At 73.6% G+C, this 25,209-nt stretch carries 25 protein-coding genes; 11 read left to right on the top strand and 14 right to left on the bottom strand.

Annotated elements, in window-relative coordinates:
- Positions 1 to 473: 473 nt before the first annotated feature.
- Together ABZ883_RS27290 and ABZ883_RS27285 are read right to left on the bottom strand one after the other, a co-directional pair.
- Positions 474 to 2,024, bottom strand: a complete 1,551-nt coding sequence (locus ABZ883_RS27290) for an amidohydrolase family protein (RefSeq protein ID WP_360910732.1) — start codon at positions 2,022 to 2,024, stop codon at positions 474 to 476.
- 146 nt (positions 2,025 to 2,170) lie between these two features.
- On the bottom strand, positions 2,171 to 2,611 hold the full coding sequence (locus ABZ883_RS27285; RefSeq protein WP_319658299.1) for an Lrp/AsnC family transcriptional regulator: 441 nt from the start codon (positions 2,609 to 2,611) through the stop codon (positions 2,171 to 2,173).
- 166 nt (positions 2,612 to 2,777) lie between these two features.
- On the opposite strand from ABZ883_RS27285, the gene ABZ883_RS27280 reads away from it, so the two are divergent.
- Positions 2,778 to 2,984, top strand: coding sequence for a hypothetical protein (locus tag ABZ883_RS27280; RefSeq protein ID WP_360910539.1), 207 nt, complete (start codon positions 2,778 to 2,780; stop codon positions 2,982 to 2,984).
- A gap of 4 nt (positions 2,985 to 2,988) precedes the next feature.
- On the opposite strand, the gene ABZ883_RS27275 is transcribed toward ABZ883_RS27280, so the two are convergent.
- Positions 2,989 to 5,298: a SpoIIE family protein phosphatase gene (locus tag ABZ883_RS27275; RefSeq protein ID WP_360910537.1), complete on the bottom strand. Its 2,310-nt coding sequence runs from the start codon at positions 5,296 to 5,298 to the stop codon at positions 2,989 to 2,991.
- Between the two features lie 150 nt (positions 5,299 to 5,448).
- Here ABZ883_RS27275 and ABZ883_RS27270 point away from each other — a divergent pair, with 150 nt between their 5' ends.
- The 7 genes from ABZ883_RS27270 to ABZ883_RS27240 all read left to right on the top strand — a co-directional run bounded on the left by ABZ883_RS27270 (position 5,449) and on the right by ABZ883_RS27240 (position 10,711).
- Positions 5,449 to 5,910 carry an SRPBCC family protein gene (locus ABZ883_RS27270; RefSeq protein WP_360910535.1) on the top strand — a complete coding sequence of 154 codons (462 nt, stop codon included), beginning with the start codon at positions 5,449 to 5,451 and terminating at the stop codon, positions 5,908 to 5,910.
- 18 nt (positions 5,911 to 5,928) lie between these two features.
- Positions 5,929 to 6,828, top strand: coding sequence for a hypothetical protein (locus ABZ883_RS27265; RefSeq protein ID WP_360910533.1), 900 nt, complete (start codon positions 5,929 to 5,931; stop codon positions 6,826 to 6,828).
- 10 nt (positions 6,829 to 6,838) lie between these two features.
- On the top strand, positions 6,839 to 8,065 hold the full coding sequence (locus ABZ883_RS27260) for a glutamate--cysteine ligase (RefSeq protein ID WP_360910530.1): 1,227 nt from the start codon (positions 6,839 to 6,841) through the stop codon (positions 8,063 to 8,065).
- A gap of 88 nt (positions 8,066 to 8,153) precedes the next feature.
- Positions 8,154 to 8,630, top strand: a complete 477-nt coding sequence (locus tag ABZ883_RS27255; RefSeq protein WP_360910528.1) for a hypothetical protein — start codon at positions 8,154 to 8,156, stop codon at positions 8,628 to 8,630.
- A 15-nt stretch (positions 8,631 to 8,645) separates the two neighbouring features.
- Positions 8,646 to 9,605: a ribonuclease BN gene (locus ABZ883_RS27250; RefSeq protein ID WP_360910526.1), complete on the top strand. Its 960-nt coding sequence runs from the start codon at positions 8,646 to 8,648 to the stop codon at positions 9,603 to 9,605.
- Complete coding sequence (locus ABZ883_RS27245; protein ID WP_319658357.1) at positions 9,559 to 9,693, top strand: CsbD family protein; 135 nt, start codon at positions 9,559 to 9,561, stop codon at positions 9,691 to 9,693. Before ABZ883_RS27250 ends, ABZ883_RS27245 begins: the two co-directional genes overlap by 47 nt.
- Before the next feature lie 223 nt (positions 9,694 to 9,916).
- Entirely contained in the window at positions 9,917 to 10,711 is a 795-nt protein-coding gene (locus ABZ883_RS27240) for a metalloregulator ArsR/SmtB family transcription factor (protein WP_360910524.1), read from the top strand.
- Between the two features lie 139 nt (positions 10,712 to 10,850).
- Here ABZ883_RS27240 and ABZ883_RS27235 read toward each other — a convergent pair whose 3' ends face one another.
- Genes ABZ883_RS27235 through ABZ883_RS27210 form a run of 6 tightly spaced genes read right to left on the bottom strand, consistent with a single transcriptional unit; the run spans position 10,851 to position 18,875 of the window.
- Complete coding sequence (locus tag ABZ883_RS27235; protein ID WP_360910522.1) at positions 10,851 to 11,822, bottom strand: acetylxylan esterase; 972 nt, start codon at positions 11,820 to 11,822, stop codon at positions 10,851 to 10,853.
- A gap of 19 nt (positions 11,823 to 11,841) precedes the next feature.
- Positions 11,842 to 13,461 carry a glycoside hydrolase family 43 protein gene (locus tag ABZ883_RS27230; RefSeq protein WP_360910520.1) on the bottom strand — a complete coding sequence of 540 codons (1,620 nt, stop codon included), beginning with the start codon at positions 13,459 to 13,461 and terminating at the stop codon, positions 11,842 to 11,844.
- Positions 13,458 to 15,761, bottom strand: a complete 2,304-nt coding sequence (locus ABZ883_RS27225; RefSeq protein WP_360910730.1) for a glycoside hydrolase family 3 N-terminal domain-containing protein — start codon at positions 15,759 to 15,761, stop codon at positions 13,458 to 13,460. Before ABZ883_RS27225 ends, ABZ883_RS27230 begins: the two co-directional genes overlap by 4 nt.
- Before the next feature lie 47 nt (positions 15,762 to 15,808).
- Positions 15,809 to 16,627, bottom strand: a complete 819-nt coding sequence (locus tag ABZ883_RS27220; RefSeq protein ID WP_360910518.1) for a carbohydrate ABC transporter permease — start codon at positions 16,625 to 16,627, stop codon at positions 15,809 to 15,811.
- Positions 16,627 to 17,556 (bottom strand): sugar ABC transporter permease, encoded by a 930-nt coding sequence (locus ABZ883_RS27215; RefSeq protein WP_360910516.1) that lies wholly within the window; start codon positions 17,554 to 17,556, stop codon positions 16,627 to 16,629. Before ABZ883_RS27215 ends, ABZ883_RS27220 begins: the two co-directional genes overlap by 1 nt.
- Before the next feature lie 14 nt (positions 17,557 to 17,570).
- A complete protein-coding gene (locus ABZ883_RS27210) occupies positions 17,571 to 18,875 on the bottom strand; it encodes an extracellular solute-binding protein (RefSeq protein WP_360910514.1) in 1,305 nt (434 codons plus the stop codon).
- A gap of 137 nt (positions 18,876 to 19,012) precedes the next feature.
- Here ABZ883_RS27210 and ABZ883_RS27205 point away from each other — a divergent pair, with 137 nt between their 5' ends.
- Together ABZ883_RS27205 and ABZ883_RS27200 are read left to right on the top strand one after the other, a co-directional pair.
- Entirely contained in the window at positions 19,013 to 20,077 is a 1,065-nt protein-coding gene (locus ABZ883_RS27205; protein ID WP_360910728.1) for a LacI family DNA-binding transcriptional regulator, read from the top strand.
- Positions 20,078 to 20,304: 227 nt separating this feature from the next.
- Positions 20,305 to 20,775, top strand: a complete 471-nt coding sequence (locus tag ABZ883_RS27200) for a hypothetical protein (protein WP_360910512.1) — start codon at positions 20,305 to 20,307, stop codon at positions 20,773 to 20,775.
- 81 nt (positions 20,776 to 20,856) lie between these two features.
- Here ABZ883_RS27200 and ABZ883_RS27195 read toward each other — a convergent pair whose 3' ends face one another.
- Entirely contained in the window at positions 20,857 to 22,035 is a 1,179-nt protein-coding gene (locus tag ABZ883_RS27195) for an acyl-CoA dehydrogenase family protein (RefSeq protein ID WP_360910510.1), read from the bottom strand.
- A 348-nt stretch (positions 22,036 to 22,383) separates the two neighbouring features.
- On the opposite strand from ABZ883_RS27195, the gene ABZ883_RS27190 reads away from it, so the two are divergent.
- Positions 22,384 to 22,821, top strand: a complete 438-nt coding sequence (locus tag ABZ883_RS27190) for a hypothetical protein (protein ID WP_360910508.1) — start codon at positions 22,384 to 22,386, stop codon at positions 22,819 to 22,821.
- Between the two features lie 90 nt (positions 22,822 to 22,911).
- Here ABZ883_RS27190 and ABZ883_RS27185 read toward each other — a convergent pair whose 3' ends face one another.
- From ABZ883_RS27185 to ABZ883_RS27170, 4 genes are all read right to left on the bottom strand, one after another.
- Positions 22,912 to 23,286, bottom strand: a complete 375-nt coding sequence (locus ABZ883_RS27185; RefSeq protein WP_360910506.1) for a hypothetical protein — start codon at positions 23,284 to 23,286, stop codon at positions 22,912 to 22,914.
- A 116-nt stretch (positions 23,287 to 23,402) separates the two neighbouring features.
- Positions 23,403 to 23,795 carry a roadblock/LC7 domain-containing protein gene (locus ABZ883_RS27180; RefSeq protein WP_319658275.1) on the bottom strand — a complete coding sequence of 131 codons (393 nt, stop codon included), beginning with the start codon at positions 23,793 to 23,795 and terminating at the stop codon, positions 23,403 to 23,405.
- An 80-nt stretch (positions 23,796 to 23,875) separates the two neighbouring features.
- The gene (locus tag ABZ883_RS27175) at positions 23,876 to 24,799 is read right to left on the bottom strand and encodes a transcriptional regulator (RefSeq protein ID WP_360910504.1); all 924 of its coding nucleotides are present in this window, start codon (positions 24,797 to 24,799) and stop codon (positions 23,876 to 23,878) included.
- Positions 24,796 to 25,179, bottom strand: a complete 384-nt coding sequence (locus tag ABZ883_RS27170) for a hypothetical protein (protein ID WP_360910503.1) — start codon at positions 25,177 to 25,179, stop codon at positions 24,796 to 24,798. Before ABZ883_RS27170 ends, ABZ883_RS27175 begins: the two co-directional genes overlap by 4 nt.
- Positions 25,180 to 25,209 lie beyond the last annotated feature (30 nt).

The following is a 25,209-nucleotide window of genomic DNA, read 5'->3' as shown; positions in this document are numbered from 1 at the left end:
CCGCGCGCGTGACGGGGCGGCAGGGTCCGGCGCCGCGACGGCGCTGCGGTCCCCCGGTGCTGGGGGAAGGGGGGAGGTGGGCTCGGGGCCCGGAGCGCCCTTCGGGCCGACCTGGGACCCGCTGGCTGCGGATCGGCGACAAGGCCGTTGTCTACTGGGCGTCCGGGCCCCTCCCGGTCACACCTGCCGGCCGGGCGAGCCCGTTCCGTACCGCGGGCGCTGGACCTGGCTTCCAGTGGCGCGTGCCAATGCGGCGCGACGCCCCGGGGCCCAGCGGCGGTCGCCGGACGCGTGGAGGCCTCCGGTCGGACGTCCGGTGGTGGACCCGGCCGAACCTACTCGCCCCCGACCGTCGCCTGTCAACAGCCGTTTGACCTGCGCAGATTGGCCAAATCAGCAGGTCAAGCGCGGGCCGCGGACCGTGCCACGCCATGCCGAGGGAGAACCGTTCGGCCGCATCGCGCGGGCTCGCGTCACTCGTTCGGCCGTGCGAACACCGTCCGGCCTCCGACGACCGTCCGCAGGGCGGTGGGCAGCGGCAGGTCCGGGCTGAGGTCGGGCAGGCCGGGGGTGCCGGAGCGCGGGTCGGTGGACCAGTTGGCGACGCGGTCGTCGGGGGCCTGGACGACCAGGTCGCCGGCCTGCCAGACGACGTAGTCGGCGGGCGCGCCCGGGACGAGGACGCCCGCGTCGTCACGGCCGGCGGCGCGCCATCCGCCGCGCGTGTGCGCGTTGAAGGCGCCCCGCGCGGAGATGCGGTGGTCCAGGGTCCGGTGGAACGCGGCGGCACGGACCGTTCCCCAGGGGTCGAGCGGGGTGACGGGGCTGTCGGAGCCGAGCGCCAGCGGCACGCCGGCGCGGGTCATCGCCGCGAAGGGGTTCAGCGTGCGGGCCCGGTCCGCGCCGAGGCGCCGGGCGTACATGCCGTCCTCGCCGCCCCACGCCGCGTCGAAAGCGGGCTGCACGGAGGCGACGAGCCCCAGTTCGGCGAAGGCGGCGATGGTGTCCTCGGTCATCATCTCGGCGTGCTCGACCCGGTGGCGCAGGGCGCGCACCCGGTCGAGGCCGACGCGCCGGGCGGCCTCGCGCACGCCGTCGGCCACGGCGGCGACGGCGGCGTCGCCGATGGCGTGGAAGCCGGCCTGCACGCCCGCCGCGGTGCACAGCGCCACGTGCTCGGCGACGGCCGCGGCGTCGAGGTAACCGGTCCCGCTGGTGCCGGGAGCGTCGGCGTACGGGGCGTGGAGGCAGGCGGTCCTGGAGCCGATCGAGCCGTCCACGAAGAGGTCGCCGCCCGCCCCGATCGCCCCCAGGTCGCGCAGCCGCTCGAGGTCCTTCGGGCCGGTGACGGCCTCGGCCCAGTAGCCGAGGACGGACGGGCCGGGCTCCTCGGCCGCCAGGCGCAGCAGTGCGGTCAGATCGTCCTCGGAGGAGATCTCGGGCCCCGCGCACTCGTGGAGGGCGCCGATGCCCAGCGAGGCGGCGTGCGCGAGCGCGGCGCGCTGGGCGGCGGCGCGCTGTTCGGGGGTGACGGCGGCGTACGCGGCGCGGCGCACCGCGTGGTGCGCGTCGCGGGTGAGCGGCCCGGCCACGTCGTGGCCGGCCAGCGCCTCGACGCCGGGGACCAGGGCCAGCAGGGCCGTGGTCACGACCGCGGAGTGCACGTCCGCGCGGGTCAGGTACAGGGGGCGGCCGCCGGTCGCCGCGTCGAGTTCGGCACGGGCCGGCGGGCGCTGCTCGGGCCAGCGGGACTCGTCCCAGCCGTGGCCGAGCAGCACGCGGTGGCCCGGGTGGGCGCGTGCGTGTGCGGCCACCCGGTCCAGGGCCTCGCTGAGTGTGCCGGCGCCGGCGAGGTCCAGGCCGGTGAGGGCGAGACCGGTCGCGGTGGTGTGCACATGGGCGTCGGTGAAGGCCGGGGTGACCAGCGCGCCGGCCAGGTCGACGACCTCGTCGACACCCTCCACGAAGGAGTCCGCGGCGCCCTCGGAGCCGAGCCAGGCGACCGTGCCGCCGTCGACCACCATGGCGGTGGCGAAGGGGTCGGCGGGGCTGTAGACGTTGCCGCCGCGCAGCAGCACGGTACGGGGGGTGGTCGGCTCGTTCGTGGTGTGCGGCACTGGTTTCGCCTCGCGGGGTGGTGCGGTGTGGGAGTGCTTCGGTGGGGCCGGGCTCAGACGCGTGGCGGCCGGGCCTCGTAGGGGGTGGAGAGCACGACCGTGGTCCGGGTGGAGACCCCGGCCAGGGTGCGGATCCGCGCCAGCAGGTGCTCCAGCTCGATCGGGGTGGCCACCCGGACCTTGAGGATGTAGTTCTCCTCGCCGGCCACGCTGTGGCAGGCCTCGATCTCCGGGACCTCGGCGAGCCGGTCGGCGATGTCGTCCGGGGCGCTGGGGTCGAAGGGCTTGACCGAGATGAAGGCGGTGAGCGACAGGCCCACCGCGTCGGGGTCGACGATCGCGGCGTACCCGCGGATCACCCCGCGCTGCTCCAGGCGGCGGACCCTCTGGTGCACGGCCGAGGTGGACAGACCGGTGGCCTTGCCCAGGTCGGTGTAACTCATGCGCCCGTCGGCCACGAGAAGTTCCACGATTTGCCGGTCCAGCTCCTCCACGACGCAAGAACCTACAGGGTCCGTGGTCGTCCGCGACATCCGGCCCGGTTCCCGGCGGTAGGTCCCCGGCCGGTGCACATGAAGGACAATTCACCCGAAGCTGTTGTTTCCGGCATCCGTCGCGGGGCAGCCGAACCGGTGCCGAAGAGCCACGGAGGTGATGCCGGTGCCGGAACCGAGCGGAAGCGGACGGCCGGACCCGGGGGCGCCGGACGGACAGCCGGAGCGGGACGACTCCCCCGCCGCCGGTGAACTCGACGAACTGCTGCGCTACGAGCGCGAGCACGCCGGCCGGCCCGCAGTGCTGCGCATGCTGCGGGCCCACCGCCGGCGCCTTTGCGGCAAGGAGGGCACCGAGGACCAGGGCCCATGACCCGTCACGCCGTGACGCGGACGCACAGCAGGCAGCTGTCGTCACCCGGATCGGCCGGGACGAGCGCCTCGGTCACCCGGAGCGCCACCGTGGCGGTGTCGTCGCCGTAGCTGCCGGCCACCGCCTCGGCCGCACGGCTCAGGCGTTCCAGCCCCGCGTCCAGGTCCTGGCCGCGCCGCCCGACCAGCCCGTCGGTGAACAGGAAGAGGCGGTCGCCGGCGCGCAGCTCCGCCGTCGCCTGCCCGTAGGCGCTCTCGTGGCTCGCCCCGAGGATGCGCCCGTCGGGCTGGGTGAGGAAGACCGCGTGGCCGTCGCGCAGGTGGAGGATCGGCAGGTGTCCGGCCCGCGCCCAGGTGAGGATGCCGGTGCCGGGCCGGTACTCGGCGAGCAGCATCGTCGCGGTGGCGGTGCCTCTGCTCATCAGCGCGTGGTTCAGCCGCTCCAGGACGCGCCGCGGGGGCGTGCCGCCCAGCGCCATGGCCTCGGCGCCGTGGCGCAGTGCGGCCATGGTGGCGACGGCCTCGATGCCGTGGCCCGCCACGTCGCCGACGCCGAGCAGGGTCGAGCCGTCGGGGAGTGCGACGGCGGAGAACCAGTCGCCGCCGATCTGGATCGAGGCCCCGGCGGGCAGGTAGGACACGTCGCAGTTGAGTCCGGGCAGGTCGAAGGAGCGGTCGGGCAGGGGCAGCAGCGCGTCCTGGAGGCGGCGGGCCAGTGCCTGCTCGGCGCTCGGACCGCGCTGCCGGGCGCCGAACGCGCGCCGCGCCTCGTCGAGGGCGATCTGCTCGTTCCGCTGCGCGGTCAGGTCCTGGTAGAAGCCGTGGACCGCGACCGGCCTGCCCTCGGCGCCGATCACGGCCTCGGCGACGAAGCGCAGGTGACGGGTGCCGTGGACGGTACGGATACGGAACGGCACGTCGACCGGCTGCCCCGAGGCGAGCAGCGCCTGCGCGGCGGCGCCGGCGGCCGGCAGGTCCTCGGGGAACAGCTGCCGGGCCAGCTCGTCCATGGGCATGGGGCCGAGCGCGGGATCGCGGTCGAAGATGGCGTAGACCTGCGGGGACCACTGGAGGGCGTCGGTCGCCAGGTCCCAGTCGGCCCAGCCGAGGTTGCCGAGGTACTGCAGCCGACGCAGCCGTTCGCCCTCCTGGCCGGCCGCGGCCTGTGGCGGCCAGGAGACGACGAGCGCGTCCCCGAGGCGCACCGCGCGCACCGCGTGGCGGACGCTGGGGTCGGGGCCGCCGCAGGCGATGCCGGGGTCGTCGGACGCGTCGCTCTCGAAGGGCTCGCCGGTCGTGAGCGTGTGCAGACAGCCGTCCCAGAGCGGGGTCCCGGCGACCGCGGGGTCGCACTCCAGCACCCGCAGCCCCACCAGCTCCCGCCCGGTGCGGCCCGCCGCGTCCACCGAAGCCGGGGCGGCGGCCTCGATCCGGAAGTCGGTCACCTCGCCGCCCCGGCCGCGCACGGGGACGAGGAGGACGACGGCCTCGCGCAGGCAGTCGAAGACGACCTGAAGGGCCGGGGACCGGTCCGCCGCGCCCTCCGGGGCGGACGCCGGTTCCGCGCAGGCGGTGCAGACGCGCGCGGCGGCCTGCACCAGGGCGCGGTCGGCGGCGTCGAACGCGTCGGGCCGCCGCCGCAGGAAGCCCACCACGCCGACGACGTCCTCCCCGCGGTGCATCGGCACCCAGGCCCGCGACGGCCAGGTCTCCGGGCAGTCGCCCACGAGCGGCCGTCCGGCGGTGCCCTTGTGGAGGTCGCTCATCCACACCGGGCGTCGCAGGTTCACCGCCTCGAAGGGCGCGAGGTCGCGGATCGGCGGCAGATGGCCCCAGGCGGAGGCGATGGCGGTGTCCACCCCGGCGTGGGCGACGAGGTCGAGCCCACCGCCCGGGGAGCGTACGTAGACCAGGAGCGCGTCGATTCCCGCCGAGTCCGCGAGCTGTTCCTCCAGGCGCTGGGCGAACTCGTCGGCGGTGTCGCCGCCGGCGTTCTGACGTGCGCCGGGGAGCGGCGTCCCCGCGGCGGAACGGGCGGGACTGTGCGCGGCGAGCAGCGCCCACGCCTCCTCCACCAAGGTGCGGCCCGCGCTTCCGGCCCGCGCCTGCAATTCCTCGCGGGCCTCGCGGGGTGTCATTCCCAGCCGTCCCATGAGTACGCCCCTGGCCCGCTCCACCGCGTCCCGGCCGGGGATCGTCCGCTGCTGGTCGTCCAGTTCCGTGCGGAGACGGGCGACGGTACGCGCCAATTGCTCGGCGGCGGTACGCGGCTCCTGCCGGCCACCGAACGCGGAAGCGTGTCCGTCGTGGCTCACCTTGCGAGCATCGCACAGGCCGGCCCCCGAACGGGCAGGTCGCCGTTCGGCCATTGCGCACCGGCAGGGCCGGGCGATCGGGCGACCTGGGTTAGGAGCATCTCCTCCGGGAAGCCGAACCACCGACCGTTCCACGAAAGGAGAACCCACATGGGCACCATCAGCGAATTCGTCGACGTCGACGTCCCGCTGCACACGGCGTACAACCAGTGGACGCAATTCGAGGAATTCCCACAATTCATGGAGGGCGTGGAGCAGGTCACCCAGGTCGACGACCGCCACAATCACTGGGTCACGAATGTCGCGGGCTCCCGACGGGAATTCGACACGGAGATCGTCGACCAGCTCCCCGACGAGCGCGTGGCATGGCGGACGCTGTCCGGTGACGTCAGGCAGCGCGGCGTCGTCACGTTCCAGCGGCTCGACCGGACGCGCACGCGCGTCAACCTCGCCATGGAGGTCGAGACCTCCGGGCTCGCCGAGAAGGCCGCCGACGCGCTCGGGGTGCTGGACCGGCGCACCCGGGGCGACCTGCGGCGTTTCAAGGACTGGATCGAGGAGCGCGGAACTGAGTCCGGTGGCTGGCGCGGCCGGGTAGCGCCGGGCGGGTGACGGTGCGACCGTGGCGCCATGACGGACCTGGACGCGGTGGCGGACGAGCTGTACGCGCTGGCGCCGGAGGACTTCACGGCCGCCCGCGACGCGCACGTCAGGAACGCCCGCCGGGCCGGGGACCGGGGGCTGGCCGCCCGCATCGCGGGGCTGCGCCGGCCCTCGGTCGCCGCGTGGGCGGGCAATCTGCTCGTGCGGGAGCACGCCGACGAGGTCACGGCCCTGCTCGGGCTCGGCGAGGCACTGCGGCGGGCCCATCGTGAGCTCGACGGCGCGCAGTTGCGGGCGCTCGGCCGGCAGCAGCGGGTCCTGGTCGAGGCCCTGGGCCGGCAGGCCGCCCGGCTCGCCGCGGACGCCGGGCGGCCGCTGGCGGACGCCGCGCTGGAGGAGGTCCGCGGCACCCTGCACGCCGCCCTCGCCGACGCCGGTGCCGCCCGCGCCTGGGCGACCGGGCGCCTCGTGCGGCCGCTGAGCGGCGCCGTCGACTTCGACCAGGCCGTCGGCGGCGCCGTTCCCGCGGCGGGGGCCCCGGCCGGAGCCGAGCACACGGCGGCTGCCCGGGAGACCGTCGTTCCCCTGCGGTCGCGGCCGCACGACGCGGCCAGGCGCCGTCGCCGGCTGGACGAGGCCCGTCGCCACGCCGAGCGCGCCCGCAACGAGGCCCTCGCCCGCGACGCGGACCTCGTGGAGGCCCGCACGGCACTCGACGCCGCGGAGTCCCGGCTCCGCACACTCACCGAAGCCGCACTGCGCGCGGAGGAGGACCGGCGGCGCGGCGCCGCCGACCGCGACCGGGCGCTCGGCCGGGTCGCGGAGGCCGAGGAGTCGGTGCGGGCCGCCGCCGGCCAGGCGGCCGCCGCCGCGGCGCGCGTCGGCGAGCTGGCGGTGGATCTCGCGGAACCCGGCTCGGGCGGGTAGACGCACGGCCATGAGCGCCCAGGAGGAGAACGCGCCCCCGCGGCGGCCCGCGACCGCTCCGGAGCCCGGCAGGACCCTCGGGGTCGAGGAGGAGTTCCTGCTCGTGGACGCGCGCACACGGCGCATCGCGGGGCTGGCGGGCCCCGTGATCGAACGGGCCCGCAGGTGGCCCCCTCCCGCGCCGGACGCCGTACTGCAGCGGGAGCTGTCCGCGGCGCAGGTCGAGGCGGCCACGGGTGTGACCACGGACCTGCCGGAACTGGTACGGCAACTCGACGGAGCGCGGCGCACCCTGGCCGCCGCCGCGCGGGCCGAGGGCGGACGTCTGGTGTCGACGGGCCTGCCCGTGCTCGACGGGGCGGCGCCGTTGAGCGGCGGGGAGCGCTTCGCCGCGATCGCCCGGCTCTACGAGCGGCAGGCCGCGGGATATCTGGCCTGTGGCTGCCATGTGCACGTCGGGGTGCCGGACCGGGAGACGGCGGTCGCGGTGGTCAACTGGCTGCGGCCGTGGCTGCCCGTCCTGCTCGCCCTGTCCGCGAACTCCCCCTGGGACCGGGGCCGGGACTCGGGGTACGCGAGCTGGCGGGTCATGGACCAGGCGCGTTTCCCCGGGTCGGGAATCCCGCCCCGGTTCGGCTCGGCGGCCGAGCACGACGCGGAGGTGGCCCGGCTCGTCGAGTGCGGCGTCCTCGTGGACCCCGCGATGACCTTCTGGCTCGCCCGGCCGTCGCCCCATCTGCCGACGGTCGAGGTCCGGGCCGCCGACGCGCTCGGCACAACATGGGAGACGGCGCTGCAGGCGGCCCTCACCCGGGCCCTGGTCTCGACGGCGCTCACCGACCTCGCGGCCGGACGCGAAGCGCCTGCCGTACCCGCGCAGCTCGCCTCCGCGGCGCTCTGGTCCGCGGCCCGCTTCGGTCTCGACGGCCACGCCGTCGACCCCGTGCGCGAGACCCGCGTCCCCGCCCGTGCGCTGCTCGACCGCCTCCTGGCACGCCTGGCCCCCGCGCTGGAGGCCACCGGCGACCTGCCCTTCGTCCGGGGGGCCGTCAGGGCCCTCCATCTGCACGGCACGGGCGCCGTCCGCCAGCGCCGGGCCGGCACGGTCTCCGGGCCCACCGCGGCGGTCGACATGCTCGCCGCCCAGACGGAGGGCGCGCGCCCGCCCGGCCGGCGGGTCCATGGCTGCCCGGCGCCTGGTTTGTCCGGGGCCGGAGAGGAAAGCCGCTCCCCATGAGGCTCCCGGCGGAGCGTGCGGACCGGGCACGGTCCTCCGGTGCCGGTCGACGTCCGCCGCGCGCGGACCCGAGCGAGGGAGGCCCGTCATGCGCCGGGACGTCCTGGGGATCTATCTCAACGACCATCTGGCGGGCTCGACCGCCGGCCTGCGGCTGGCACGCCACCTCGCCGAGCACCACCGCTCCTCGCCGTACGGCGGCGAACTGAGCCGTGTCGCCGACGAGATCACCGAGGACCGGCAGGCCCTTCTCGACGTGATGAACGCCCTCGACATACCGGTGCGCCGCCACAAGGTGTACGCCGGACGGCTCGCCGAGAAGGCCCGCCTGCTCAAGCTCAACGGGCGCGTGACCCGCCGGTCCGGACTGAGCACGATGATCGAACTCGAGACGCTCCGGCTCGGCATCGAGGGGAAGTCCCTGCTCTGGCGTACGCTGCTGTCGCTCACGCCGCACCGGGACCTGGACGAGGCACAGCTGAAGGGCCTGCTGGACCGGGCCCGTGAGCAGGCCGACACGGTGGAGGCGGTACGTCGTCACGCGGCCGTCGCCGCCTTCCGCTGAACGCCGAGGTGTGTGATGGCCCGACCCGGGGTGTGGTGGACGCTGCGGCATCCGCTCCGGGCATGGCGGCGTTCCACGGGCCACCGGGTGATGCGCCAGGGCGGCGAACTGGAACTGCTGCACCGGGCCATGGGGTTCGCGGCGCTGGGCATGGTGACACTGGTGCCGCTGCTGATCGTGGTGGCGGCCGCCGTGCCGTTCCAGCAGGCCGGGTTCGCGCAGTGGATCGTCGACGGGATGGGCCTGTCGCCGACCCCGTCGGAGGCGGTGCGCAAGCTCTTCGCGGCGCCGCGCAGGGTGTTGAGCAGTACCAGTGTGCTGAGCCTCGTGCTGCTGGGGCTCTTCGGTCTGTCCTTCGCGGCCGCCGTCGAGGTGGGGTACCTGCGGATCTGGGAGCTGCCACCGGCGCCGTGGCACCAGTTGTGGCGCCGGGCGGTGTGGCTGGTGGCGCTGACCGCGTACCTGTTCGCGGAGGCACAGAGCGGGACGGTGCTGAGGGAGGGCCTGCCGGCCGCGTTCGTGCGGGTGGCGCTGACGCTCGTCCTGGGGGTGCTGTTCTTCTGGTGGGGGCAGCACTTCCTGCTGGCCGGGCGGATCAGCTGGGGGGCGCTGCTGCCGGGGGCCATCCTCACCGTGGCGGGCCTGGTGGGGCTGCGGATCTTCTCCTCCCTGGTGTTCTCCCCGCTGATCGTCACGAACGCCGTCTCCTACGGTGCGGTCGGCACGGTGCTGATCGTCCAGTCGTGGCTGATCGGGGTCGGGTACGTCGTCTTCGGGGCCTGTCTGTTGGGGCGGCATCTGTCCGTCCCGATTGACAGGTTTTCGCACCATTCCGGCGGGCAGGCGCACGACGAGAACGAAGCTGCCGAAGCCTCGGAAGGAGACCCCCATGGGCGCCGAGAAGAAGGCCAAGCACACCGGTCAGAAGATCAAGGGCCAGGTCGAGGAGACCGCGGGCAAGGCCACCGGCAATGACCGGTTGAAGATGAAGGGCAAGGCCGATCAGGTCAAGGGCGACGCGAAGCAGGTCGTGGAGAAGTCGAAGGACACACTCGACCCCTGATGCGCACCGGCGACCGTACGGCGCCGGGGGCCGGCGACGCGCGACGGCGCGTCGCCGGCCCCCGCGGCCGTCCGCGTGCGGACCGGTCCGCGAGGTGACGCAGCATCAGCGGGGTGCGGGCCGTCCACACTCCCGCCGGGTCCCGCGTTGACAGGCAGCCGGGTGGCTGCCTATGGTCGACGGGACAGGCAGCCGGGCGGCTGCCTGTCCTGGACGGCGGGACATGGACGACGCGATCTTCAAGGCGCTGGCGGACGCCAGCAGGCGCAGGCTGCTCGACAGCCTCAACGCCCGCAACGGGCAGACCCTGCGGGAGCTGTGCGCCGGCCTCGACATGGCCAGGCAGTCGGTCAGCAAGCACCTCGCCGTCCTGGAGGCGGCGCACCTGGTGACGACCGTCCGTCGCGGCCGCGAGAAGCTGCACTTCCTCAACGCCGCCCCCGTCAACGCCATCGCCGAGCGGTGGATCGGCCAGTACGACCGCGAGCGCGCCCGCGCGCTGGCGGACCTGCACAGGGCATTGGAGCTGCCGGCGATGAGCGAGAGCGCGTTCGTCTACACGACCTACATCCGCACCACGCCGGAACGCCTCTGGCAGGCGCTGACCGATCCGGCGTTCACACGTCGCTACTGGGGTGTGGCGTTCGAGACCGACTGGCGGCCGGGGTCGCCCATGGTCTGGGAGGAGAAGGGCGCCCGGACCGCCGACCCGGAGCAGGTCGTCCTGGAGTCCGAGCCGCACCGGCGGCTGTCGTACACCTGGCACACCTTCACCCCGCGCTGGGCCGAGAACGCCGGCGTGGACGCGGACACACTCGCTCGGCTGGTCCGGGAGCAGCGGTCCCGGGTGACGTTCGAGATCGAACCGCTCGGCGACACGGTCAAGTTGACCGTGGTCCACGAGGCCCACGACCCCGGCAGCACCGTGCTCGGCATGGTCCGGCACGGCTGGCCCGCCCTGGTCTCGGGCCTCAAGACCCTGCTGGAGACGGGCGAGACCCTGGAGCGGCCCCGCTAGGGCCCTGACTGCAAGGCCCTACGCCGCGTGACGACCGTGTCAGATGCACAGCCGCAAGACCTGGGACACCTGCCGCTGGGTCCGAGCCCCGGGGAACCCGGCGCACCACCCGCGCCCGCCGCACCTCACGGGCCCCCGGCTACTCCCCCAGCCGCGACCGCAGGAACGCCAGGGCGGCCTCGTCGTCGTCGACGGCGCCGCCCTCGTGGCCGTTGTAGGGCCAGACGGTGATCGCCTTGGGCCCCGCGTAGGCGTTGTACGCGGCGAAGACCGTCGAGGGCGGGGTGATCTCGTCCATCAGGGCGGCCGAGAAACGGGCGGGAACGCGGGCGCGGGCGGCGAAGTTGACGCCGTCGAAGTACGAGAGGGTGCGGTGGACGCGGTCGGCGCTGCCGCGGTGCACGGCGAGGTAGCGGCCGATCTCGCGGTACGGGTCGGCGTCGGTGACAACGACGGCGCGCGGGAAGTCGCACAGGAACGGCACGTGCGCGACCAGGGCCGCGACGTCCGGGACCAGGGCCGCGACCGCGAGCGCGGTGCCGCCGCCCTGGCTGGCCCCGAGGACCGCCACGCGCTCGGGGTCGACGGAGGGCAGGGTGCGCACCGCGTCGACGGCGCGCACGGCGTCCGTGAACAGCCGCCGGTAGTAGTACTGGTGGGGGTCCTCGATGCCGCGGGTCATCATGCCGGGGGCCTGCGGGCCGGCCGGGCCCGAGTCCGGGGTCGCGCCGCGGCTCCACCCGGAGCCCTGGCCCCGGGTGTCCATGTGGAAGTGGGCGAAGCCCGCGGACGCCCACAGCAGGGATTCCAGGGCGTGTCCGCGGCCGCCGCCGTAGCCGACGTACGTCACGACCGCGGGCAGCGGGCCCTCGGCGCCGCGCGGGAGCCGCAGCCAGGCCCGCACGGGCTCGCCGCCGTGGCCGGGGAAGGTGACGTCGAAGACGTGCAGGGTGCGCAGGCCGGTGGCGACGGGCTCGACCGTGACGGCGCCGGGTGCCGCGGCGGCACGCGCCGCGGCGAGCGTGGCGTCCCAGAAGTCGTCGAAGTCGTCCGGCGCGGTCTGGCTGCTGCGGTGGGCGCGCAGTTCCGGTTCGGGTAGGTCGGTGAACAAGGCGGTGGCTCCGGATCGGTCAGGCGGTGAGGGGCTGGTAGTCGAACCAGTCGATGTCGGCGGCGGTGGCCGAGACGGCCCCGTGCGCGGTGGCGTAGGGGCCGAGCCACACTCCGAGGAAGCCTCCGGCGCGCGGGGAGCTGAGGAAGCCGCCGTCCACGACGGCCAGTTCGGTCTCCCGCGGCACGGCAGCGGCGCCGGCGCCCGCCGGAGCGTACCGCAGTCCATAGCGCTGGCCCTCCGCGTGGATGCGCAGGACCACCGGGCCCACGGGCAGCGGTGCCTCGGCGACGATCCGGTGCGCGCCGTGCTCGCGGACGGCGGCGAGCACACGGCGGCCGCCCCGGCCGTCGCCCGCGACGGCCAGCACAAGGTGGTCGGCCTCGGACTGCCGGACGGCCAGTCCCGCCCACTCGCCGGGCGTCCGCGGCGCCACGTCGAACAGCGCGCAGACGCTGACCCGTTGGTGCTGCTGCCGTCGCCCGAGGAAGCAGGGCGTGGCGGTGTCGGCGAGCGTCGCGGGACCGAGCGGCAGCCGTAGGAAGCCGGGCCGGGCGGTCTGCGACCAGAACGGCTCGCCGGTGCGCACCTGGTTCCAGGAGGGGCGCAGCGCCGGGCCGTCGAAGTCGTCGCGGACCGGCTCCCCGTACGGCTCACCGGCAGGGCCCGGGGTCCGCGGCCGGCGGAACGGCCCGAGAGTGGTGCCGACGCCCGGTGCGAAGACCGGCCAGCCGTCCTCCCAGGTCACGGGGACGAGGAAGGTTTCCCGCCCGAGGTTGGGGTGGTAGCCGCCGTAGGGGCGGCTGCCGAGGAGCACCGCCCACCACTCCCCCGCGGCGGTGTGCACGAGGTCGGCGTGGCCGACGCCGACGACGGGGAAGTCCCGGCCCAGGTGCCGGTGGGTGAAGACCGGGTTGGCGGGGTTGCCCGTCCAGGGCCCGGTGACGTGGTCGGCGCGAGCGACGCTGACGGCGTGCCGGTGCTCGGTGCCGCCCTCGGCGGCGAGCAGGTAGTACCGGCCGTCGACCTTGTACAGGTGCGGGCCCTCCGCCCACACCGCGCCGTGCAGCGCGCCGCGCCACAGCAGGTGCTCGGGCCCGGTGAGGGCGACCGCGACGGGATCGAACTCCCGCAGCCAGACGTCGGTCTGGCCCTCCCACTCCCCCGGTTCCGCGAGCCGCGTCCCCGTGCACCAGGCGCGGCCGTCGTCGTCGAAGAACAGGGAGGGGTCGATACCGGGGGCGTCGTCGAGCCACACCGGGTCGCTCCAGGGCCCCGCGGGTTCGGTGGAGGTGACGACGAAGGTGCCGTTCCTCCCGGTGCCCCCGACAAGGGTCGTGACGACCCAGAAGCGGCCCTCGTGGTGACGGATCGTCGCCGCGAAGATCCCCTGCGAGGATGCCACCGAGCCGAGGTCCACCTGCGAAGTGCGGTCCAGGACGTGGCCGATGGGCCGCCAGTGCAGCAGGTCGCGGCTGTGGAAGACGGGGATGCCGGGGAAGTACTCGAAGGTCGAGGTGATCAGGTAGTGGTCGTCGCCGACCCGGCAGACGCTCGGGTCGGGGTGGCAGCCCGGCAGTACGGGGGCAGCGGCCGCGAAGCCCGCGTCCGCCTCCCCCGTACCGTCGGACCGCGTCACGCGCCGGCCCCGGCGGCGGTGACCTGTGCGTGCAGCCTGCGGGTGTGGTCCACCTGCCGTGCAGGCCCGGTGAGTTCGGCCCGTACGGTGAGCCGGACGTCGGTGCTGGAGGCGGCCAGCCGCAGTTCCAGTGCGCCCGGCTCCACGACGCGCCGGCCGTCGCGGCCGGTGAACGCCGCGACGTCGGCGGGCACGGTCACCCGGACCCGGGACGCCTCGCCCGCCTCCAGCGGGAGCCGCAGGTAGCCGACGAGCCGCTGCACCGGCTGCACGACCGAGGCGACCGGGTCGTGCAGATAGACCTGGACGACCTCACTGCCCGCGCGGTCGCCGGTGTTGCGGACGGTGAAGGAGAGTTCGACCTCGCCGTCGGTGCCGGTGACGGCGCGGCCGTCCGGGCCGGTGCCCGTGCCCGGCACGTCGAGGCCGTCCCACGCGAAGGTCGTGTACGTCAGCCCGTGGCCGAACGCGAACGCGGCGGCCGGGTCGATGTTGGAGACCTCGCTGGCCCGGGCGAGCGGCGCGGCCAGATAGGTGGACGGCTGCACGGCGGGGTGGGCGGGCACGCTGACCGGCAGGCGCCCGGAGGGGGCGATACGGCCGCCGAGGACGCCGGCGAGCGCCGGGGTGCCCTCCTGTCCCGGGAAGAAGGACTGCACGATCGCGGCGGCCTCGGTGACGGCCCGGCCCAGGGCGTAGGGCCGCCCGGCGAGCAGGGTGAGCACCACGGGCGTGCCCGAGTCGAGGAGCGCGTCGAGCAGTTGCTGCTGCACACCGGGCAGGGTCAGCGACTCGGCGTCGCAGCCCTCCCCGCTGGTGCCGCGCCCGAACAGGCCCGCCCGGTCGCCGAGCGCGGCGACGACCACGTCCGCGTCCCGCGCCGCGCGCACGGCCGCCGCGAACCCCTGGGTGTCGGCGTCGTCGATGCCGCAGCCCGCGACGGTGACGATCTCGGCGCCGGGGAACTCCGCGACCAGCGCCTGGCGCAGTGTCGGCAGGTCGATGCCGGGCGGGGTGCCCGGGTGCTGCGATCCGACGTGGACGGGGAAGGAGTAGCAGCCCAGGACGGCGGACGGGGTCTCGGCCTGGGGGCCGACGAGGGCGATCCTGGCGGGCCGGTGCAGCGGCAGGACGCCGTCGTTGCTGAGCAGGATCACCGACTCCTCGGCGAGCCGCCGGGACAGCGCGCGGTGGGCCGCGGGGTCCAGGTCGACGGTGCCGCGCAGGCTCTCGGGGTCGGTGAGGTCGGCCCCGGCGAGGACGGGCGGCACCGGGCTCCACCCGGGGTCGAGCAGGCCGAGTTCGGCCTTCTGCGCAAGGACCCGGCGCAGGGCTCGGTCGACCAGCTTCTCGTCGATCCGGCCGGCGGCGACGGCCTCGCGCAGCGGCTGCCCGAAGGTCTTGACGGTCGGCAGCTCGATGTCGACACCGGCGGTGAGCGCGGTGCCGGCGGCGTCGGCCCAGTCGGCGGCGACGCCGTGCAGGGTCTTGAGGAAGGCGATGCCGAAGTAGTCGGCGACCACGGTGCCGTCGAAGCCCCAGGTGTCGCGGAGCAGTCCGGTGAGCAGTTCCTCGTCGGCGGCCGACGGCATGCCGTCGGTGTCGGTGTAGGCGTGCATCACCGAGCGCACTCCGCTCTCGCGGACCGCCATCTCGAAGGGCGGCAGGACGACGTCGGCGCGCTCGCGCGGTCCCATGCTCACCGGCGCGAGGTTGCGTCCGGCGCGGGAGGCCGAGTAGCCGGCGAAGTGCTTCAGGGTGGCGACGATGCCGGCCGACTCCAGTCCCTGGATGTACGCGGTGGCGACGGTGCCCACCAGGTAGGGGTCCTCGCCGATGGTCTCCTCCACCCGTCCCCACCGGGCGTCGCGCACGACGTCCAGGACGGGGGCCAGGCCCTGGTGGATGCCGACCGCGCGCATGTCGCGGCCGATGGCGGCGGCCATGACCCGGACCAGTTCCGGGTCGAAGGAGGCGCCCCAGGACAGCGGTACGGGATAGGTGGTGGCGCCCCAGGCGGCGAAGCCGGCGAGGCACTCCTCGTGCGCCATGGCGGGGATGCCGAAGCGGTTGGCGGCGGCGATCCGTTCCTGGGTGCGCATCAGGGACAGCGCGCCGAGTGCGGGGTCGACGGGGGCGGTGCCGAAGGGCCGGGTGAGCTGGCCGAGCCCGGTGGGCAGGAGGTCGTCGAGGCTCGGGGGCTGGTCCATGTCGTGCTGGTGCGGGGCGACTTCGGCGCCCTCGTTGGATGCGCCGACCCAGACGCCGTACAGCTGGGCGATCTTCTCGTCCAGGGTCATCTCGCGGATGAGCGCCTCGACGCGGGAGTCGGCGGTCACGTTGTCGTTCACTTTCCTCCGACACCCATCAGCCCTTGGACGAGGGCACGGCGGGCGAACAGGTAGACGAGCAGGACGGGAATGGTCGACAGCACCACGGCGGCCAGCAGGCCGGGGATGTTGATGCCGTACTGGGTCCGGAAGTTGTAGAGGCCCAGCGTGATCACCTTGGTCTCGTCCGACTGGGTGAGCACCAGGGGGAAGAGGAAGCCGTTCCAGGCCTGGAGCGCGGAGAAGACGACGATCGTCGACAGCCCGCTCTTGGAGAGCGGCACCACCAGCTGGAAGAAGGTGCGGCTGACGGAGGCGCCGTCCACGGCCATGGCCTCGAAGAGTTCGGTGGTGATGTCGCGCATGGTGCCGGTGAGGATCAGTGTGCAGACCGGCAGGCAGAAGGCGGCCGTGGGCAGGATGACGCCGACAAGGTTGTCGTAGAGCCCGGCCTTGCTGATGACGTAGAACATCGGGACGATCACCGCCTGGGCGGGGATGGCCAGCCCGAGCAGGAAGAGCCGGAACACCCCGGAGGTGCCGCGTCCCCGGTTGCGGACGATGGTGAACGCCAGCGGCGGCACGAGCAGCACGACGATGGCGACGACGCTGACGGTGACGACCACGGTGTTCAGGAAGTACTGCCCGAAGCCGTTGCTGAAGTCCTGGAGGTAGTTGTCCAGGGTGAAGGACTTCGGGAAGGACAGCGGGCCGTTCGCGCTGTACGCCGAGCGCGACTGCACGGTCGCGCCGAGCATCACGTACAGCGGCAGGCCGATCAGCGCGAGCCACACCAGGGCGCCGAGGCCCGCGAGATAGTTGGGGCGGCGCCTCATCAGAGCCCTTCCTTGGTGCCGGCCATCTTGTCGTAGCCGGAGACCTTGACCACGACCAGCGAGATCACGGTCGCGACGACGACGAGCATCAGCGCGATCGCGGCGCCCGCGCCGAAGTCGAAGCCCTTGAAGGCCTTGTCGTACATGTAGTAGGCGCTGATGGTGGTGTCGGTGCCGGGGCCGCCCTGGGTGAGGATCAGCACGGTGTCGAAGGTGGTGAGACCGCCGACGACCATGAGGATCACCGAGGTGATGATCGAGTTGCGCAGCTGCGGCAGCGTGATGTGGAAGAACTGCCGTACGGTGCCCGCCCCGTCGATCTCCGCGGCCTGGTAGAGCACCTGCGGAATGGCCCGGGTGGCGCCCTGGTAGATCAGGGCGTGGAACGGGGTGAACTGCCACGTGCTGACGAACACCAGCACCCCGATGGCGGCGGTCTGCGTACCGAAGAGATTGCCGTCGCCGAACAGCCAGCGCGCCTGGGAGGGCACGCCGAAGTTCGGGTCGAGCAGTGCTCGCCAGAGCACGGAGACCGCGGTGGCCGACAGCAGCAGCGGCACGAAGAAGATCGCGGACAGCACGGCCCGGTTGCGCTGGGGGCCGGCCGCCCACACGCCGAGCAGGATGCTCAGCGGGGTCTGGACGACGACGCCGAGCACGGTGAGCAGGACGCTCAGCCAGAGGCTCTTGATCATCACGGGGTCCTGGAAGAGCCGGACCCAGTTGTCGAAGCCGGCGTACTCCGGCGAGCCGAGGCCGTTCCACGCGGTGAAGGACAGTACGGCGACCATCACCAGCGGAACGAGGGCGAACAGGGCGAAGAACACGGTGGCGGGGAGCGCCCAGGCCAGGCCCGGCCGGCCGACGGTGCGGCCGGCCGGGCGCTGGGTCTGTCGCTTGCCCGTCACGGTGGCGGCGAGGGAAACCATGGGGGTCGTCGCTCTCAGGCGGTGGGCAGGGCCTGCATGGCCTTGATGAAGGCCGCCGCGTCCATCTGCCCGTTGAAGAACTGCTGGACGGCCTGGTGGATCGGGGTGATGGCCGAGGGCGGGTAGGCCTGGTCCCACGACAGCTGGAAGGACGGGGCCTTGTCGACCAGGTCGAACTGGTACTTCAGGTAGTCCGGGTTGTCGGCCGTGTCGAGGAACTTGGTGGTGTTCGTGGTGGTCGGCAGGTTGCCGATGGCCAGCTGCTGCTTCACGAAGTCGTCGGAGTACATGAGCTTGAGGAACTCGGCGACCGCTTCCGGGTGCTCGGTCTTCTTCAGCACCGAGTAGAAGTTGTTGGTGTTGCCGACGATGTCCGCGCTGTCGCCCTTGCCGCCGGTGACGGTCGGGAAGGAGGTGTAGCCGAGGTCGTTCTTCGCGAAGTCCGGGTTGGCGTCCTGCTGCGTGGAGTACTCCCAGGAGCCCATGAGCTCGAAGCCGGCCTTGCCGGCGGCCAGCAGGGCGGGCGAGCCGCCGTCGGTGAACTTCACCGAGTCGTAGTTGGTGCCGAAGGCGCCGGCGTCGATGAGCTGCTTGATCATGTCCAGTGCCTTCTTGCTGTCCTCGCTCTCCCAGGCGCTCTTGTCGCCGGACAGCGCCTTGGTGAACAGCTCCGGGCCTGCTATGCGGTCGTAGAGGTACTCGAACCACATGAGGGTGGGCCACTGGTCGCCGCCGCCGAGGGCGATCGGGGTGACGCCCTTGGCCTTGAGCTTCTTGACCGCGTCGACGAGCTCGTCCCAGGTCTGCGGGGGCTGGACGCCCGCGTCCGCGAGGACCTTCTTGTTGTTGAACATCAGGACGGGCTGGGTGCCGCGCATCGGGACGCCGTAGGCCTTCCCGTCGATCACCGCGGTGTTGAACACGGAGGACAGGAAGTTGTCCTTCAGGCCGGGGTCCTTGGCGATGAAGTCGTCGAGCGGCAGGAGCAGGCCCGCCTTGACGAAGGGCTGGATGCTGCCGCCGCCCCAGTTGAAGAAGACGTCGGGAGCCTGCTTGGTGTTGATGATCGTCTGCAGCTTCTGCTGGTAGTCCGCACCGGGGATGGTGTCGAGGACCGCCTTGACCTTGGAGGTCTTGTTGAACTCGGCCACGATCTGCTTCTCCACCTTGTTGGCGGAGTCGCCGTACACCAGGACGTGAATCGTCCCGGAACCACCGCCGGCGGAGGAGTCGCCACCGCCGCAGGCCGTCAGGGTCAGGCCCAGTGCCAGTGCCGCGCCACCGGCGACGGCACGGGGAAACCACGCACGCTTCTTCATCTTCGACCTCTCGAAAGTTTCGGCTACTTTGCCGAAATTCGCCTGACGACGGACCGTAGGCTTCCCTCAGCCCGGGGTCAACAGGGTGGAATCCCCGGGACCAAACCGTTATCGAACAGCGGCGAGCGGGGTGCTCTATCCTGTGCGCCATGCATGAAGATGAGATCGAGGGCGGCCGGATCACCCTGGCCGACGTGGCGTCGAAAGCCGGCGTGTCACTTTCGACAGTTTCGAAAGTCCTCAACGGCCGTCCCGATGTCGCCGCGCCGACCCGGAGCAAGGTCGAGCGGCTGCTGGAGGCCAACGGCTACCAGCGCCCGGCGCCCACCCAGCCCGAGTCCCGGCTGATCGAGATCGTCTTCCACGAGCTCGAGAGCATCTGGGCCATGGAGCTGATCCGCGGCGTGGAGAACGTCGCCAAGAGCCGCAACATGAGCGTGGTGCTCACCGAGAGCGGCACCCGGCACTCCCCCGGCCCGGAGTGGATCGAGGGGGTGCTGCGCCGCCGGCCGCTCGGCGTCGTCCTGGTCTTCTCCACGCTCCCGGACGACCTGAAGCGCAAACTCCGCTCGCGAGCCATCAACTTCGTGATCATCGACCCCGCCGGCGACCCCGAACCCGACGTGCCCTCCGTGGGCTCGGCCAACTGGGCCGGCGGGGTCGCCGCCACCCGGCACCTCATCGAGCTCGGCCACCGCCGCATCGGGATCATCACCGGCCCGGACGACATGCTCTGCTCGCTCGCCCGGCTCGACGGATTCCGCTCCGCGATGGGCATGGCGGGGCTCGCGGTGGACCCCGGTCTCATCCGGTACGGGGACTTCCATGTGCAGGGCGGCCACGACGGCGCGATCGAACTGCTGGAGCGGCCCGACCCGCCGACCGCGATCTTCGCGGGCAGCGACCTGCAGGCGCTCGGCGTCCTGGAGGCCGCGCGGGTCAAGGGACTTCAGGTGCCGCGCGACCTGTCCGTCGTCGGGTACGACGACATCCCGCTGGCGCAGTGGGCGAGCCCGGCACTCACCACCGTCAATCAGCCGCTGCTCGAAATGGCCGAGGAGGCCACGCAGATGCTGCTGCGGATGGCCCACTCCGGGGACGCGGGGGATCTCGGCACCATGCGCGTGGAGCTCGGTGTCCGACTGGTCGTCAGAAAAAGCACCGCCCCGCCCCGCGACGCCACAGGTCCGGACGCCGGCTGAGCGCGCGACGGCCGCGGGGAGGGCGCACGGCGGGCGCACGGCAGCGTCGGAGTGGGCACGGAAGTCTCCGCGGCGACGTCGTGTGACGAAGGCCACACCCAATGCCAACGGTCGTGGCAGTGACGGTGATTACCGCACCCGGGTGGCGGGAAATGCTCGCTATGGCCGCGGCCGAGAGCCCTGGCCGGCCCCACTGATGGGCGTTCTTCTGAGGGGGAGATGCACCCATGCGTACCCACGCACGACACAGCCGCGGCGAAGGCACGACAGCCGCGCTCGGGGAGGAGCACGAACGCACCCAGGTGCTCGCGCTCTTGACGGCGGACGACACGGACTCCGACGCCGACTCCGCTCCGGACTCCACCGATGACGCCTTCGACGACGAGGCGTACGAGATCTTCCGCCTGCACTGCCCCGACTGCGCCCGCCCGATCGCGCTGCTCGCCGACGAGGACGTGCTGCCGGAGCACGCGCTGTGCTCGTCGCCGTGGAATCCCTTCGTGCTGACGGTCTGCCCCGGCTCGGGCCGGCCCGCCGCGGACGCGACCCCGGCCGACGGGGACGACTCCGCCGAGGACCAGGACTGGGGGCAGCTGCTCACGCTGCCGGACGGCCTCGACTGGCGTATGCAGCCCTTCTCGCACGTCGGGGGCCCCGGCTCGCAGCCGATCCGGGTGCGGTTCCAGCACGCCGCCTGAGCTCGCGCGGCCGCGGTGCCGCGCCGGTCCTCACGGACGGCGCGGCCCCGGGGCGTCACGGGCCTGGGCGCGGGAGGACGGCTACGGGGCCTTGCTCTCCGGCCCGGCGAGGCTGCGGGCGATGACCATCCGCTGGATCTGGTTGGTGCCCTCGACGATCTGCAGGACCTTGGCCTCGCGCATGTACCGCTCGACGGGGAAGTCGGCGGTGTAGCCGTAGCCGCCGAGCAGCTGGACCGCGTCCGTGGTCACCTGCATCGCGGCGTCGGTGCAGAACAGCTTGGCCATGGCGGCCTGCCGGGAGAACGGACGGCCGGCGTCGCGCAGCCGGGCGGCCGCGAGGTACAGGGCCCGGCCGGCCTCGATCCGGGTCGCCATGTCGGCGAGCATGAAGCGCAGGCCCTGGAAGTCGACCACGGGCCGGCCGAACTGCCGGCGGGTCATGCCGTACGCGAGCGCCTCGTCGAGGGCGGCCTGGGCGACGCCGATCGCGCACGCGGCGATGCCGAGGCGCCCGGAGTCGAGGGCGGACAGCGCGATCGTGAAGCCCTGGCCCTCCTCGCCGATCCGGCGGGTGTCGGGCACGGTGACCCCGTCGAGGTGCAGCTGGGCCGTGGGCGAACCCTTCATGCCCATCTTCTTCTCCGGCGGCGCCGCCGACAGGCCTTCTGCGTCCCCCGGGACGAGGTAGGCGGTGATGCCGCGCGGGCCCTCGGCGCCGCTGCGGGCGAGCACGGTGTAGAAGTCGGCGACGCCGCCGTGGGTGATCCACGCCTTCGTGCCGTCGATGCGCCATCCCTCGTCCACCCGGGTGGCCCGGGTGCGCAGGGAGGCGGCGTCGGAGCCGGACGCCGGCTCGGACAGGCCGTAGGCGCCCAGCAGCGAGCCCTCCAGCATCGCGGGCAGGTACTCGGTGCGCTGCTCCTTGGCGCCGAAGTGGGCGACCGCGTGGCAGGCCAGGGTGTGCACGCTGACGCCGAGGCCGACCGTGAGCCGGGCGGCGGCCAGTTCCTCCAGTACCTGGAGGTACACCTCGTACGGCTGGCCTCCGCCGCCGTACTCCTCCGGGTAGGGCAGGCCGAGCAGGCCGGCCTCGCCGATCAGGCGGAAGGTGTCGCGCGGGAAGATGCCCGCGTCCTCTTCCCCGGCCGCCTTGGGCTTGATCTCCCGCTGGGCCAGCTCTCGCACGAGCGTGAGCAGGTCGCGGGCCTCCTCGGTGGGCAGTTGGCGTTCCACCGGCTGGGGGCCGTCGTGGGTCATGGCGGCGCTCTCCTCCCTGTCGGGCGCGGCGGCGGCGTCCGCCCAGGATGTGGCGGCGCTACCGGTATACGTACCCTCCGCCCATGGTCTCCCGCCGGGTCACGGCATGGTCCGACCTGCGGCTTCGGCGCGATGGAGTATGCCCGATCGGAGGTGCCCGCGTCACGGGTGGTCCGGCCTCCCCGGGGGCGGCGGCGGATTTTGTCATACCGGCTGCCGGACGGGCGCGGCTTTCGCAAGGCCGTACGGGTTCCACGGGGTCCGGGATACCGTCTGCGGGCGCGCGGTGCGCGTGGGCGGCTGTGCGATCGGTGCGGCCGGTGTGGACGCTGGGGAAGGGTGATGCGGGTGTCCGTGATCCGTACGTGGGGTCCGCGGGCGGCCGCCGCCGTGGCGGTGGCACTGCTCGGGACGGCCTGTGGCGGCCAGGACTCCGGGACGCCGGACGGCCCGGTGGCACTGGAACGGATCGGCCGGGCGATCGGCTGCACCCCGCAGGTGCAGACCGACGTCGACGAGCTGCGCCAGGGGGCGTGCACGACGGCACGGGGGGCGTATGTGATGGTCACCTTCGCCAGTGCCGCGGGGCAGAAGTCCTGGCTGGAGGAGGCGCAGCCGTACGGCGGTTCGTACCTGGTGGGCGAGCGGTGGGTGGTCGAGGCCGACCCCGACGCCCTGGAACCGGTCCGCAAGGAGCTCGGCGGCACGGTCGAGGAGGGCCAGCACCACGCGGGGCACGGCTCGCACTCGGCCGCCCCGGCCGGCTCCGCCCCGGCGAACGGCTGATCCCCCTTCGCACGGGACCGGCCCGGCACACGGCGGCGTCGCCTCGTGTGCCGGGCCGTCACCGGCCGCGGGTGCTCGGGTCGGGCGGGGTCAGATCTCCAGGTCGGACTCGATGCGCTTGAGCTGGTGGCGGGCCATCGCCAGGTTCGCGCGGTCCTTGTCCAGCGCGACGTAGAGGAAGAGGCCCTTGCCCGAACGCCCGGTCAGCAGCCGGATCATGTGGGTCTGGGTGTTGAGGGTGATCAGGATGTCCTCGATGTGCTCCTTGAGGTTGAGCATCTCCATCGTGCGCATCTTGGCGCGGACGACGTCGGTGTTGCCGGCGGCCGCGACGGTCAGGTCGAGGTCCTTGGAACCACCGAGGGTGCCCAGGGCCATGCCGCTGCCGTAGTCCACGAGAGCGACGCCCAGGACGCCCTCGATCGACGTCATTACATCCTTCAGCGCGGTCTCGGTGTTGGCCATGACGGTCTCGCTTCCTTGTCGTTGAGTTCTGTTGCGTGATGAATGCCTGGGACCCGTGGCGGCGCGGCCGCGTCCGGTGCCCGACGGCTTGTCGGCTGGTGAAGGCGGTCGTACGGTCATTTCCGCTCCTGACGTTGGAGCGCGAGGTCGACGAGATCCTCGATCCGTCGACTGGATCGGCGGGCCTCCAGGTGCAGCCGGCCCACGTTGGAGCCGGGGCCCGCGACCAGGGCGAGGGCCATCGCGCTGCCTGCCGCGTACGCCGCGACATATCCGCTGTCCCCGCGGACGATCAGCTCCCGGAAGGCCCCCCGCTCCGTCGCCTCCGTGATGCGCGCCGCCACGCCCAGCGCCGCGGCGGTGAGCGCGGCGACGCCCTCCGGTTCCGGCCCGCTGAGGTCGTGCGCCACGACCAGGCCGTCGGCGCTGGCGACGAGCCCGCCCGTCAGATGCGGCACCCTCGTGCGCAGACTCCGGAGTTCGGCCAGCACATCGGCTTCGAGTGCCACGAGCTGTCTCCTTCCGGCGAGCTGCCGCAGAGCCTTCCTCCACGGTCGGTCGGCGGGTGCCGGGCGGGTCGGCAGGGCGCTCACAGGCGGGCCTCCAGGGCGGCACGTAGTCGGAGCAAGAGGGCGACGGTGGGATCGGTGGACGCCGGTGCCGCGGGCTGCGGCCCGCCGACCACCGGGGGCGGGGCGGGTGGGGACGGCTCGGCCCGGGCCGCGGTGGCGATCCGGCCCCCGGCGGCCAGCCGCCGGACGTCCAGCAGCGTGGCGAAGGCGGAGCGGCCCAGGTGCCACGCGATCTGGACGGGGGTGCGGCGACCGTCGGCCGCCGCGAGCACGGCCAGCTGGCCCCGGGTGGGGGCGCGGGCCCGTCCGCCGCGGAACTCCTCGCCGGGGCGCGGGACGACGGGGCCCGCGTCGGTGTCGTCCCACGGCCAGGCGCGTTCCAGTTGGGTGCGCCGGCGCTGTGCCTCCCGGGCGATCCGCTGCGCCGGGACCGGCCGGGAGATCGGGCCGAGCCGCGAGGTGGCGCCCGGCTGGAACCGGTCGGGCTCCGAGTCGGGCAGCAGGGTGAAGTACGCGGCGTCGAACAGCGCCAGCAGATGGCACAGTTCGAGTTCGCCGCGGGCCACCCGGCCGGTGTCCACCAGGTGCCGGCCCACCCCGCGGCCGACGTCCGCGGTGGTGACCGCCTCACGCCACTGGTCGGGCGTCAGGCGGCCGCAGGCCATCAGCCGTACGCCCAGGTCGGGGGCGCAGGGGCTCTCGGCGTGCACGACGGCGCCGTCGCGCAGGTAGACCGCGCCCGCCGACCCGTACAGCGCCCCGCTGGCCCCCGCGTCGGCGAGCCGGGCGAGCGCCGCGCCGAAGGCGTACGCCCCGAACCGGCCGGGGCCGCCGGCGACAGGGGCGGGAGCGGTGGCGGGCGCCGTGACACCCCGGGACGGCGTACGGCGGGGCAGGGACCGCAGCGCGAGCGGAGGCCGCGCGGCCTCGGCCCCGGTCATACGAGCACCAGCCGGTCGGCGATCGACTGGAGCCCGATCCGGGCGACGGCCAGGTTGGCGACCGTCCTGTCCAGCCAGATGTACAGGAGGACGTCGCTGTCGAAGGACGTGTCCAGGAAGCGGATCAGGTGGTAGCTCCCCGGCGCGGTGATGATGATGTCCTCCACCGGGACGCGCCCCGGCTCCTTGGCCGTGAAGGTGGCCCCCTCCACGACCGCCCGGGCCGCCTCCGTGGTGTCCGCGGCCGCGGCCTCGTGGCCGTGTCCCGGTTCCTGCCCGACCGCCCCGAGGATCAGGCCGCTGCTCCAGTCGACCACGCTCGCCCCGAGCACACCGGGTATGGCCAACGCCTCGGAAAGGCATTCGTCGATGCCGGGCACGCGCACCCCTTCGCCGCCACGTCTGGTATA

The organism is Streptomyces sp. NPDC046977, assembly GCF_040644455.1.
Taxonomy (GTDB): Bacteria; Actinomycetota; Actinomycetes; order Streptomycetales; family Streptomycetaceae; genus Actinacidiphila.
The sequence above is the reverse complement of the archived record's forward strand: the minus strand, read 5'-3'. Positions and strand labels throughout refer to the sequence as shown.